The organism is Rothia halotolerans (assembly GCF_004136635.1).
Classification (GTDB): domain Bacteria; phylum Actinomycetota; class Actinomycetes; order Actinomycetales; family Micrococcaceae; genus Rothia; species Rothia halotolerans.
Genome location: NZ_NOIU01000002.1, coordinates 528,812 through 540,512, shown reverse-complemented (window position 1 = coordinate 540,512; position 11,701 = coordinate 528,812). Strand labels below are relative to the sequence as shown.

Here is an 11,701-nt window from a genome sequence, read left to right as displayed (position 1 = left end):
TGATCCGTCCCATGTCCCTCAGCGCCTTTGCCACCTCAGACGGGTCTTTTCCCCGCCCTCTCATACGGAAGTAGTACCCCAAAAGGTGCTTCTGCGGTAGTCAGGACCGGAAAGCGCCGCATTGTGACGCCGGCCGCGCCCAAGGAACTCACTGCTGCGCGAAACGTTCCCGAAACACCGCGGGGCCACGATGAGCGTCATGATGATCACACCGTCAGACACCGAGAAGCTGCTGCTCTCCGTGGCGGGCATGGTCGCGCGCGAGCGCCTGGGCCGCGGCGTCTTGCTCAACCACCCGGAGGCCGTGGCGCTCATCTCCTGCTGGGCCCTCGAGGGTGCGCGGGACGGCCGCCCGCTGGCCGAGCTGATGGCCGAGGGCCGGCACGTGCTGCGCCGCGAGCAGGTCATGGAGGGCGTCCCGGAGATGATCGCCGACATCCAGGTCGAGGCGACCTTCCCCGACGGCCGCAAGCTGGTCACCATCACGGAGCCCATCCCGTGATCCCCGGCGAGATCCTCCCCGCCGAGGGCGAGCACGAGCTGCTCGCCGGCCGTCCCGTGCGCCGCCTGGTCATCACCAATCTCGCCGACCGGCCCGTCCAGGTCGGCTCCCACTACGAGCTCTCCCAGGCCAACCCGGCGCTGGAGCTGGACCGCGAGGCCGCCCGGGGCCACCGCCTGGCCGTCCCGGCGGGCACCTCGGTCCGCTTCGAGCCCGGGGCCAGCCGTGAGGTGGAAGCGGTGGCCCTGGCGGGCAACGCCGTCGTGCCCGGCCTCCGGCTCCTCGGCGGGGGCGCGGCATGAGGATCTCCCGCGCCGAGTACGCCCGCCTCTACGGCCCCACCGTGGGGGATCGGGTGCGCCTGGCCGACACCGACCTGCTCATCAGCCCCGAGCGGGACCTCTGCTTCGGCGGCGAGGAGGTCGTGTTCGGCGGAGGGAAGAGCATCCGCGAGTCTATGGCGCAGTCCACCCGCCTCAGCGCACCCGCCGGCGACGTCCCCGGCGCGCCGGACCTGGTGATCACCAACGCGCTGATCCTGGACCACACGGGCGTGTACAAGGCCGACGTCGGGGTCAAGGACGGGCGCATCGCCGGCATCGGCAAGGCCGGCAACCCGGAGATCAGCGACGGCGTCGACCCCCACCTGGCGATCGGCCCCGGCACCGAGATCCTCGCCGGCGAGGGAAAGATCCTGACCGCCGGCGGCATCGACACCCACGTACACCTGATGGGCCCCGAGGCCCTGCATGAGGCGCTGGCCTCCGGCATCACGACCGTCGGCGGCGGGGGCACCGGCCCGGCCGAGGGGACCAAGGCCACCACCGTGACCCCCGGCCCAGCCCACCTCGCCGCGCTCCACCGCGGCCTGGACACCATCCCGCTGAACTTCCTGGTCTACGGCAAGGGCAGCACCGCCTCACTCGCCGCCTGCCGGGAGCAGGTCGCGGCGGGCGCCGTCGGGCTCAAGGTCCACGAGGACTGGGGCGCGACGCCGGCCGCGATCGACACCGCCCTGCGCGCCGCCGAGGCGTACGGCGTCCAGGTCGCCCTGCACGCCGACTCCCTCAACGAGGCCGGATTCGTCCAGGACACCCTCGCAGCCGTCGGCGGCCGCGGCATCCACGTCTTCCACTCCGAGGGCGCCGGCGGAGGCCACGCCCCGGACATCATCGAGGTCGCCGCGCACCCGAACGTGCTCCCGGCCTCGACCAACCCCACCCTCCCGCTGACCGTCAACACGGTCGAGGAGCACCTGGACATGCTCATGGTCTGCCACCACCTCGACCCCCGGGTCCCCGAGGACCTGGCCTTCGCCGAGTCGCGGATCCGCGGGACCACCATGATGGCCGAGGACGTCCTGCACGACATGGGCGCGATCTCGATCACCTCCTCGGACGCGCAGGCCATGGGCAGGATCGGCGAGACCATCACCCGGACCTGGCAGGTCGCCCACGCCATGAAGCGCCTGAGGGGGCAGCAGGGCTACGCCGGGGACGAGCCGGCGGACAACGAGCGGGCGCGGCGGTTCATCGCCAAGTACACCATCGCCCCCGCCGTCGCCCACGGGATCTCGGAGCACGTCGGGTCGGTGGAGGTCGGCAAGCTGGCGGACCTGGTCCTGTGGTCGCCCGCCTTCTTCGCGGCGCGACCCTCCGCGGTGCTCAAGGCCGGCTCGATCGTGGCCGGGCAGACGGGCGACCCCAACGCCTCGCTGCCCACGCCCCAGCCGGTGCTCATGCGCCGCCAGCTGGCCGGTCACGGGCCCAGCGGCGCGGACCTGGCCACCACCTTCGTCGCCCCGCTGGCGCTGGCCGAGGGCCTCGGGGAGCGGCTCGGGCTGCGGCGGAGCCTGACGCCGGTGGCGGACACCCGGGCGGTGGGCAAGGCGGACCTGCCGCTGAACACCGCGACGCCGCGCATCGACGTCGACCCGGAGACCTTCCGCGTCCGCATCGACGGCGAGGAGGTCGGGCACCACCCCGCCGCGTCCCTGCCGCTGACCCAGCGCTACAGCCTCTTCTGACCATGGGGACGCCATCGGGGGCCGGGATCGCGGCGCGGATCGTGACGTTGCTGCTGGCTGACGCGCGGTTGCCCACCGGCGCGCACGCCTTCTCCTCCTCGCTCGAGCCCGCGCTGCTGGACGGGCTGCGGCCCGGGGAGATCCCGGCCTACATCCGCTCCCGGCTGCTGACCGTGGGGACGGTCGAGGCCGCCGCGGCACTCGTCGTCGCACGGGACCCGGACGCCGGGACGGTCGCAGAGGTCTCCACGGCCCTGGAGGCCCGCACGCCGGCCGAGTCCCAGCGGGCCGCCAGCACCCTGCTGGGCCGCGGCCTGATCCGGCTGGCGCGCTCCCTCGCCCCCGCCGCGGCGCAGCTGGGCCCGGGCGTCGCCGGCCGGTCCCCGCACCGGGCCGTCGCGATGGGGCTGATCGCCTCGGTGTGGGGGATCCCGGAAGCCGAGCTGGTGACCGCCATGTGCTACGACGACGCCCAGACCGTCGCCGCGGCCGCTCTCAAACTCGAACCCGGGGACCCCTTCGCCGCGACGGGCTGGGTGCTCGGGATCGCCGGGACGGTCGACGCCGTCCTCGCCGAGGCCCTGCCCGTCACCGGCCCCGCCTCCATCCCCGCCCCGTCCTCGCCCATGATCGACCAGTGGGCGCAGGCCCACGCCGCCCGAGACAGGAGACTCTTCAGTGCCTGAGAACACCGTCCCCGCCACCTCCACGCCCGCTGCCACCTCCACATCCGCCGCCCCGGCCGCCGAGGCCGTCCCGCACCGCTCCCTCCGGCTGGGCGTCGCGGGTCCCGTGGGCACCGGCAAGTCCTCCCTGATCGCCACGATCTGCCGGAGCCTCGCGGACCGGCTGCGCATCGGCGTCATCACCAACGACATCTACACCGACGAGGACGCCCGCTTCCTCCGCTCCGCCGGCGTCCTGGACCCGGACCGGATCCGGGCGGTGGAGACCGGCGCCTGCCCGCACACCGCCATCCGCGACGACGTCACCACCAACCTGCTCGCCGTCGAGGACCTGGAAGCCGACTTCTCCCCGCTGGACCTCGTGCTGGTCGAGTCCGGGGGGGACAACCTCACCGCCACGTTCTCGCCCGCCCTCGTGGACGCCCAGATCTTCGTGCTCGACGTCGCCGGCGGGGGAGACGTGGCCCGCAAGGGCGGCCCCGGGATCGGCCGGGCCGACCTGCTGGTGGTCAACAAGATCGACATCGCCCCGTACGTGGAGGTCGACGTCGACCGGATGGTCGCCGACGCCGTCGCCGCACGCGGCGGCGCCCCCGTGCTGGCCCTGTCCAAGAACGTCCAGCCCACGGTCGCGGCGCTGCGCGAATGGGTCCTGGCCCTGATGGAGCGGCATTCCTCAGGGGTGCACACGCCGGTGGACCCGGGCCCCATGGCCCCGCACTTCCACGCCGACGGCGAGGGCGGGGGATACGTCCACTCCCACGGGGAGGACGAGACCCACGGGCGGGACGGGGCCCACAGGGAGAACGGGTCCCATCGGAAGGACGAGGCCCAGGGGCGGGACGAGGCCCACAGGAGGGAGGGCGCCCGCGGGCAGGACGAGACCCCGGAAGGCCCCGCGCATTAGCCGCCCCACCGTCGTGGAGGTCGACGCCGGGCCGCGGGGACGCCCGCGCATCGCCCGGCTCGTCCCCGGCGACTTCCTGGCCGCCCGGCCCCTCCCCCCGGAGGGCGACCTCGCCCGCGTCGCGCTGATCGGCCGCCAGATGACGCTGCTGAGCGGGGACGAGCTGCGGATCCGCATCCGCCTGCGCCCGGGCGCGCGGCTCGAGCTGGTGGAGCCGGCGGCCCTGGTCGCCTACGACTCGGCCGGCGAGCCCTCCCGGTGGGAGTGCGACGTCGAGCTCGCGGAGGGCGCCCGCCTGACCTGGGACGGCGCACCCTGCATCGCGGCGCGGGGCTCCGCCCTGACCCGGTGCCTCCGGACGGAGCTGGCCGAGGGCGCCCGCGCCCTGATCTCCGAGACCCTGGTCCTGGGGCGCGCGGGTGAGGAAGGTTCCTCGCTCCGCAGCCTGGTGCAGGTCTCGCTCGCGGGCGCGCCGCTGCTCGTCGAGGACCTGCGCACCGGAGGCTCGCTCCGACGCTCGCCGGCGGTGCTAGCCGGGCACCGGGTGATGGCCTCCGCCCTGGCACTCGGCTACCGGCCGCCCGCCGTGCCCGGCACGCCGCCGGCCGGCTCCACGACGCTCTCCCTCGCCGCCCCCGGCGCTGTCTTCCGCTGGCTGGGCGGACGGCACCACGAGGGACGCGCGGCCCTCGCAGAGGTTCTGCCGGCCTGGCGGCGCGCGGCGCTGGGGCAGTGAGCCGCCGCTCCCCGGCTCCTGCGGCGTCGCCCCCAGTTCAGTTCCTCACCCCCGTCTCATCCTCCCCAGCGCCTCTGATCCCCGTGTCCGTGCGCCGGCCCTCCGAACCTCGGCCCCCCGGCACGTCCGGCCGAGGAGTCGGCCCGGCTGTGACAAACTGGGGCCATGGCGAAGTCCCGGCTCCCTCGCGGCAGAAGAAACGCACCTTCGGTGAGCACGGAGGCGGTCAACATGGCCTTCAAGGTGGCCGACCGGATCCACGACTACCGGGAGAGCACGGCCATCCGCGCCGGCAACGAGCCGGTGATCGTCCCCTTCGTGGGGTACGGCACCACCCGGTGGGTCCGGGTGCTCGGCCGGGCGCTGTACAAGACCATGCTCTTCTCCCACCTCACCGAGTCGCTCGCGGGGGACCAGCGCGCCGCCAGCCCCGCCCGCGGCTGGCGCTCCTTCACCTCGGTGCCGATCTCCCAGGCCGAGGTCGTGGTGAGCATCGGCGGCCGAGCCTTCACCGTCACGACGGACCGGGGCGGCGTGCTGGACAGCCGGCTGGAGATCGAGCTGGAGCCGGGGGAGCACGAGGTGAGGATGCGTACGGGAGCCTCCGAGGAGGTGGTCTCCAGCGTCTACGTGGTGCCGGACGGCCAGCGCATCGGCATCGTGTGCGACGTCGACGACACGGTGATGGTCACGGCCCTGCCCCGCCCGCTGCTGGCCGCCTGGAACTCCTTCGTGATCAGCGAGCACGCCCGGATGCCGACGCCGGGCATGGCGGTGCTCATGGAGCGGCTGCACCGCGCCCACCCGCGCGCCCCGGTCATGTACCTGTCCACCGGCGCCTGGAACGTCGCCCCGGCCCTGCGCCGCTTCCTCTCCCGCAACGCCTACCCGGACGGGACGCTGCTGCTGACCGACTGGGGCCCGACCCGCACGCGCTGGTTCCGCTCGGGCGCGGCGCACAAGGTGGACTCGCTGCGCCGCCTGGTCCGCGAGTTCCCCGACGTCCGCTGGATCCTGATCGGCGACGACGGCCAGCGGGACCCGGACATCTACAACGGCTTCGCGCTGCGCTACCCGGAGCACGTCGCGGCCATCATCATCCGCAACCTCAGCGTGGGGGAGTCGGTGCTGGCGTCGGGGCGCGTGTGGGGCGACGACCGGGCCAAGCAGGTCGCCGCCGGCAGCCTCTGGATGGAGGCCAACGACGGCGCCACGCTGTCCGACAAGCTGCGCGAGGCGGACCTCATCTAGCGGTCCGCCGGAAGGGGCGTTCGCCACGTCCGCCACACCGGGAAAAATAACTTCCCTGTGGACCGAGCGGGGGAAAAGCGAGTCGCGGAAACTGTCCGCCGCGTCATCACGGGCTACAATGACAGCGATGTGATTTGCACAGGCTGGGGATAACTGTTTCGGCCGGCTCCACAGCATCTTGGGTAGCCTTGCAGGCCCCAACACAAGATGTAGTATTAAACCCGACTTCCCCGGCAGTGCCCGCGCAGGGCAGCAGAGCATCTCATCGCAAGGAGCCACCATGTCTGTGACCGTGTACACCAAGCCCGCATGCGTCCAGTGCAACGCGACCTACCGCGCCCTCGACAAGCGCGGCGTCGCCTACGACGTCGTGGACGTGACCGAGGACGCCCAGGCGCTCGAGCGCATCAAGGACCTCGGCTACATGCAGGCTCCGGTGGTCGTCACGGAGACCGATCACTGGTCCGGCTTCCGCCCGGACAAGATCGCGGAGCTGGACGCCGCCCTGGTCTCCTGAGCCATACCCCGCGGGCCCGCCCCGAGCCGGGACGGACCCGCGGAACCATCCTCGTCGAGGAGGAAGATCGTGGATACCGCACTGGAGGGGAAGCGGGACACGGACACCGGGACGGAGCGCCCTCTGGTGGCGTACTTCTCATCCGTCTCCGGCAACACCCATAAATTCGTGCAGAAGCTCGAGGCCGCATCGGTCCGGCTTCCCCTGCGTACGGGCGAGGACGCTCCCGTGATGGACCGTCCCTTCGTCCTCTGCGTCCCCACCTACGGCAGGCCCCGCTCCGGCGGCGCCGTGCCGCCCCAGGTCATGAAGTTCCTGCGCATCCCGCGCAACCGGGAGCTCATGCTGGGGGTGATGGGCGCGGGAAACACCAACTTCGGTGACCTCTACTGCATCGCGGCCGACAAGATCGCCGTGAAGTGCGAGGTCCCCGTCCTGTACAAATTCGAGCTGATGGGGACGTCCGACGACGTCGCCCGCGTCAACGAAGGACTGAGAGAGCTGTGGACACGAAACTCGCGACACCCGGCCTGACAGCGGAGAACGGCCCCGCGGAGAAGAAGATCCCCGAGAAGTACAAGGGGATGGGCTACCACGAGCTCAACGCCATGCTCAACCTGTACGACGCGAACGGGATGATCCAGTTCGACGCCGACCGCCAGGCGGCCCGTCAGTACTTCCTGCAGCACGTGAACAACAACACCGTCTTCTTCCACGACCTGGAGGAGAAGCTCGAGTACCTGGTGGAGAACCAGTACTACGAGGCCGAGGTGCTGGAGCAGTACAGCATGGACTTCATCAAGTCCCTGTCCAAGCTGGCGTACTCCAAGAAGTTCCGCTTCCCGACCTTCCTGGGCGCCTTCAAGTTCTACACCTCCTACACGCTGAAGACCTTCGACGGCCAGCGCTACCTGGAGCGCTTCGAGGACCGCGTCCTGATGGTCGCGCTGAACCTCGCCCGGGGGGACGAGAAGCTCGCCACCGAGCTGGTCGAGGAGATCATCTCCGGGCGCTTCCAGCCGGCCACGCCCACCTTCCTCAACGCCGGCAAGAAGCAGCGCGGCGAGCTGGTCTCCTGCTTCCTGCTGCGCATCGAGGACAACATGGAGTCCATCGGGCGCTCCATCAACTCGGCGCTGCAGCTGTCCAAGCGCGGCGGCGGCGTCGCCTTCGCGCTGACCAACCTCCGCGAGTCCGGCGCGCCGATCAAGAAGATCGAGAACCAGTCCTCCGGCGTCATCCCCGTGATGAAGCTGCTGGAGGACTCCTTCTCCTACGCCAACCAGCTCGGCGCGCGCCAGGGCGCCGGCGCGGTCTACCTGCACGCCCACCACCCGGACATCCACCGGTTCCTGGACACCAAGCGGGAGAACGCGGACGAGAAGATCCGCATCAAGACCCTCTCGCTCGGCGTCGTCATCCCGGACATCACCTTCGAGCTGGCCAAGCGCAACGAGGACATGTACCTCTTCAGCCCGTACGACGTCGAGAATGTCTACGGGATGCCCTTCTCCGACGTCAACGTCACCGAGAAGTACTACGAGATGGTCGACGACGCGCGGATCACCAAGACCAAGATCAACGCGCGCGAGTTCTTCCAGACCATCGCGGAGATCCAGTTCGAGTCCGGCTACCCGTACGTGATGTTCGAGGACACCGTGAACCGGGCCAACCCGATCGACGGCAAGATCATCATGTCCAACCTGTGCTCCGAGATCCTCCAGGTCTCCGAGCCCTCCGAGTACGAGCTGGGCCTGGAGTACCGGACCGTGGGCAAGGACATCTCCTGCAACCTCGGCTCGCTGAACATCGCCCTGACGATGGACTCGCCCGACTTCGGCAAGACCATCGAGACCTCCATCCGCGGCCTCACCGCGGTCTCCGACATGTCGGACATCGAGTCGGTGCCCTCGATCGAGCGGGGCAACAACATGTCCCACGCGATCGGCCTGGGGCAGATGAACCTCCACGGCTACCTGGCCCGCGAGCGGGTGCTCTACGGCTCGGAGGAGGGGATCGACTTCACGAACGTCTACTTCTACACGGTCACCTACCACGCCATCCGGGCCTCCAACATCATCGCCCGGGAGCGCGGGGAGAGCTTCGCCGGCTTCGAGCGCTCGGCCTACGCCAGCGGGGAGTTCTTCGACAAGTACACCCAGCGGGCGTGGGAGCCGGCCACCGAGCGGGTGCGCGAGCTGTTCGCCGACGTCCACATCCCCACCCAGCAGGACTGGGAGGAGCTCAGGGCCGCCGTGCAGGAGCACGGGATGTACAACCAGAACCTGCAGGCCGTGCCGCCGACCGGATCGATCTCCTACATCAACGGCTCGACCTCCTCGATCCACCCGATCGCCTCGAAGATCGAGATCCGCAAGGAGGGCAAGCTCGGCCGCGTGTACTACCCGGCGCCGTACCTGACCAACGAGAACCTCGAGTACTACCAGGACGCGTACGAGATCGGCTACGAGAAGGTCATCGACACCTACGCCGCCGCGACCCAGCACGTGGACCAGGGCCTCTCGCTGACCCTGTTCTTCCGCGACACCGCCACGACCCGCGACATCAACAAGGCGCAGATCTACGCGTGGCGCAAGGGCATCAAGACGATCTACTACGTCCGCCTGCGCCAGCTCGCGCTGGAGGGCACCGAGGTCGAGGGCTGCGTGTCCTGCATGCTCTAGGCCCCTGCGGCCCCTCCCGACGTCGTCGGCCCGGCCCTTCCCGAGGCCGGGCCGGCGACGTCGTCCGTCTACACTGAAGAAATTCCCATATCTTTCGAAGGAGCTCGAGCACGCCATGATGAGCGAGAAGGTCGAACTGCTGCACCACGTCGAGGCCATCAACTGGAACCGCATCCCGGATGAGAAGGACCTGGAGGTCTGGGACCGGCTGACCGGCAACTTCTGGCTGCCCGAGAAGGTCCCGCTCTCCAACGACGTCCAGTCCTGGTCGACGCTGAGCGAGGAGGAGAAGCAGCTGACCATGCGCGTGTTCACGGGGCTGACCCTGCTGGACACCATCCAGGGGACCGTCGGCGCTGTCTCGCTGCTGCCGGACGCCCAGACGCAGCACGAGGAGGCCGTGTACACCAACATTGCCTTCATGGAGTCGGTGCACGCGAAGTCCTACTCCTCGATCTTCTCCACGCTGTGCTCCACCAAGGAGATCGACGAGGTCTTCCGCTGGTCGCGCGAGAACGAGCACCTGCAGAAGAAGGCCAACATCGTCATGGACTACTACCAGGGCGACGATCCCCAGAAGAAGAAGGTCGCCTCGACGCTGCTCGAGTCCTTCCTGTTCTACTCGGGCTTCTACCTGCCCATGCACTGGTCCTCGCACGCCAAGCTGACCAACACCGCGGACCTGATCCGGCTCATCATCCGCGACGAGGCCGTCCACGGCTACTACATCGGGTACAAGTACCAGCGGGCCCTGGAGCAGGAGACCGAGGAGCGCCGCCAGGAGCTCAAGGACTACACCTTCGAGCTGCTCTTCGAGCTCTACGAGAACGAGGTCGCCTACACCCACTCGCTGTACGACGGCGTCGGCCTCTCCGAGGACGTCAAGAAGTTCCTGCACTACAACGCCAACAAGGCGCTGATGAACCTGGGCTACGAGGCGATGTTCCCTTCCTCGGTCACCGACGTCTCCCCGGCGATCCTCTCCGCGCTCTCCCCGAACGCGGACGAGAACCACGACTTCTTCTCGGGGTCGGGGTCGTCCTACGTGATCGGCAAGGCCGTGAACACGGAGGATGAGGACTGGGACTTCTGAGACCCCAGAGCTTGTTCGAGGCCCGCAAGGGCTGATGGGAGGCCCGGACCCGCAGCGTGCTGCGGGTCCGGGCCTTTCCCGTTGCTCCTCTGGGCAGCCTGCACAGGCGGTCGGGGCATCTGTCCGAAGCCCCTCTCTGCGCCCCCATCGGTCCGGCCGTCTCGACATCGGTGAGACAACGTGGAAACCGTAGTCCTGCAACGACCACCAGAGGCAGTTCCTTACCTCTGTAACGGGAATATGGCATGATGAGCGTTACATGCCTCATCTACGAGACAAGGACGCCTCGATGCCCCGCTCTCCCCAGGCCCGCAGTTCCCGCCGCAATGTTTGCTCCGGTGGGGTACGACGATGAGCACCCTCATATACGGAGCAGGAAGCCTCGGCCTGTATTTCGCGGCCCGTCTTGCCCAGGCCGGTGAGGAGGTCATCCTCAAAGCACGGGGCACGGCGGTCGAGCGCAGTCGCACCGAGCCTCTCAGGGTCCTCGGCGGCGAAAGCGCCGAAGAAGTGAGCGGAGTGCAGGTTATCGATTCCCTCGTGGGGGTGAGGGCGGACACCGCGATCATCGCGACGAAGGCGTGGCAGGTCGCCGAAGCCGCCCGGGACCTCTCCGCGGTGCTACCGCCGGAGGCACCGGTCCTGACGACACAGAACGGCATCGACGCCCCGAACTCCGCTGGAGAGTACCTTCGGGACGGGCAGGTCTTCGCCAGCACCGTGGTCGTCATCGCGAATCGGGTCGGGCCTCTGGACGTCCGCCTGATCGGCCCCGAAGTCTCCTTGACGATGGGCAGCCCCGCCGGCCGGACCGCGTCATCGGCGAGGAGGCTCACTGAGGCGCTCTGCGCGGCGGGCGCCGCTACGACGTGGACCGATGACATCACCGCCGCTCTCTGGAAGAAGTTCGCACTGATCTGCTCCTATGGCGGCGTAGGCGCCGTCGTCGACGCTCCCGTCGGGCAGACCCGGGCGGATGTGCGCACGCGAGGGCTGGTCTCCGCGGCCATGCGGGAGGTCTTCGCCGTCGCCGCCGTCGAAGGGGTGCAGCTGACTCCGGAGGATTTCGATGAGGTCCTCCAGGTGTACCTCTCGGGCTTCGCCCCGGAGACGACCTCCTCGATGCACCGGGACCTCCTGGCGGGTCGCCCCTCCGAACTCGAGGATCAGGTCGGCGCGGTCGTGCACCGATCCCAACGACTCGGCGTGCCCACCCCCGTGCTGGATACGATCTACGCGGCCATGGCTCCGCGCGAAGCACGAGTACGAGTACGAGCTCGATGATGAGGTGCGTCAGTG

12 protein-coding genes are annotated in these 11,701 nt (G+C 69.6%); all 12 read left to right on the top strand.

Annotated features, from left to right (window positions below; all coding sequences use genetic code 11):
• Window positions 1-199 precede the first annotated feature (199 nt).
• Window positions 200-502: an urease subunit gamma gene (locus EWV39_RS07435; RefSeq protein ID WP_129658261.1), complete on the top strand. Its 303-nt coding sequence runs from the start codon at window positions 200-202 to the stop codon at window positions 500-502.
• Window positions 499-804, top strand: a complete 306-nt coding sequence (gene ureB / locus EWV39_RS07430) for an urease subunit beta (protein ID WP_129658259.1) — start codon at window positions 499-501, stop codon at window positions 802-804. The genes EWV39_RS07435 and ureB overlap by 4 nt, the downstream gene beginning before the upstream one ends.
• Window positions 801-2,528, top strand: a complete 1,728-nt coding sequence (locus EWV39_RS07425) for an urease subunit alpha (protein ID WP_129658257.1) — start codon at window positions 801-803, stop codon at window positions 2,526-2,528. The genes ureB and EWV39_RS07425 overlap by 4 nt, the downstream gene beginning before the upstream one ends.
• 47 nt (window positions 2,529-2,575) lie before the next feature.
• Window positions 2,576-3,214 (top strand): urease accessory protein UreF, encoded by a 639-nt coding sequence (locus tag EWV39_RS07420; RefSeq protein WP_202864904.1) that lies wholly within the window; start codon window positions 2,576-2,578, stop codon window positions 3,212-3,214.
• On the top strand, window positions 3,207-4,121 hold the full coding sequence (ureG, locus tag EWV39_RS07415) for an urease accessory protein UreG (protein ID WP_129658255.1): 915 nt from the start codon (window positions 3,207-3,209) through the stop codon (window positions 4,119-4,121). The genes EWV39_RS07420 and ureG overlap by 8 nt, the downstream gene beginning before the upstream one ends.
• Before the next feature lie 13 nt (window positions 4,122-4,134).
• Window positions 4,135-4,857 (top strand): urease accessory protein UreD, encoded by a 723-nt coding sequence (locus EWV39_RS07410; RefSeq protein ID WP_129658254.1) that lies wholly within the window; start codon window positions 4,135-4,137, stop codon window positions 4,855-4,857.
• A 165-nt stretch (window positions 4,858-5,022) separates the two neighbouring features.
• Window positions 5,023-6,108: an App1 family protein gene (locus EWV39_RS07405; RefSeq protein WP_129658252.1), complete on the top strand. Its 1,086-nt coding sequence runs from the start codon at window positions 5,023-5,025 to the stop codon at window positions 6,106-6,108.
• Window positions 6,109-6,388: 280 nt separating this feature from the next.
• Window positions 6,389-6,625 carry a glutaredoxin-like protein NrdH gene (gene nrdH / locus EWV39_RS07400; protein WP_129658250.1) on the top strand — a complete coding sequence of 79 codons (237 nt, stop codon included), beginning with the start codon at window positions 6,389-6,391 and terminating at the stop codon, window positions 6,623-6,625.
• A 69-nt stretch (window positions 6,626-6,694) separates the two neighbouring features.
• Window positions 6,695-7,159, top strand: a complete 465-nt coding sequence (gene nrdI / locus EWV39_RS07395; protein WP_238148160.1) for a class Ib ribonucleoside-diphosphate reductase assembly flavoprotein NrdI — start codon at window positions 6,695-6,697, stop codon at window positions 7,157-7,159.
• A gap of 50 nt (window positions 7,160-7,209) precedes the next feature.
• The gene (nrdE, locus tag EWV39_RS07390; RefSeq protein ID WP_129659185.1) at window positions 7,210-9,309 is read left to right on the top strand and encodes a class 1b ribonucleoside-diphosphate reductase subunit alpha; all 2,100 of its coding nucleotides are present in this window, start codon (window positions 7,210-7,212) and stop codon (window positions 9,307-9,309) included.
• Window positions 9,310-9,427: 118 nt separating this feature from the next.
• Entirely contained in the window at window positions 9,428-10,402 is a 975-nt protein-coding gene (gene nrdF, locus EWV39_RS07385; protein ID WP_129659181.1) for a class 1b ribonucleoside-diphosphate reductase subunit beta, read from the top strand.
• A 351-nt stretch (window positions 10,403-10,753) separates the two neighbouring features.
• Complete coding sequence (locus EWV39_RS07380; RefSeq protein ID WP_129658248.1) at window positions 10,754-11,686, top strand: ketopantoate reductase family protein; 933 nt, start codon at window positions 10,754-10,756, stop codon at window positions 11,684-11,686.
• The last annotated feature ends 15 nt before the right edge of the window (window positions 11,687-11,701 follow it).

Bases quoted from the DNA above. Each gene is read 5' to 3' on its own strand.
- EWV39_RS07435 (WP_129658261.1), top strand. From the start codon at position 200: ATGATGATCACACCGTCAGACACCGAGAAGCTGCTGCTCTCCGTGGCG.
- EWV39_RS07425 (WP_129658257.1), top strand. From the start codon at position 801: ATGAGGATCTCCCGCGCCGAGTACGCCCGCCTCTACGGCCCCACCGTG.
- EWV39_RS07405 (WP_129658252.1), top strand. From the start codon at position 5,023: ATGGCGAAGTCCCGGCTCCCTCGCGGCAGAAGAAACGCACCTTCGGTG.
- nrdH (WP_129658250.1), top strand. From the start codon at position 6,389: ATGTCTGTGACCGTGTACACCAAGCCCGCATGCGTCCAGTGCAACGCG.
- nrdE (WP_129659185.1), top strand. From the start codon at position 7,210: ATGGGCTACCACGAGCTCAACGCCATGCTCAACCTGTACGACGCGAAC.
- nrdF (WP_129659181.1), top strand. From the start codon at position 9,428: ATGAGCGAGAAGGTCGAACTGCTGCACCACGTCGAGGCCATCAACTGG.
- EWV39_RS07380 (WP_129658248.1), top strand. From the start codon at position 10,754: ATGAGCACCCTCATATACGGAGCAGGAAGCCTCGGCCTGTATTTCGCG.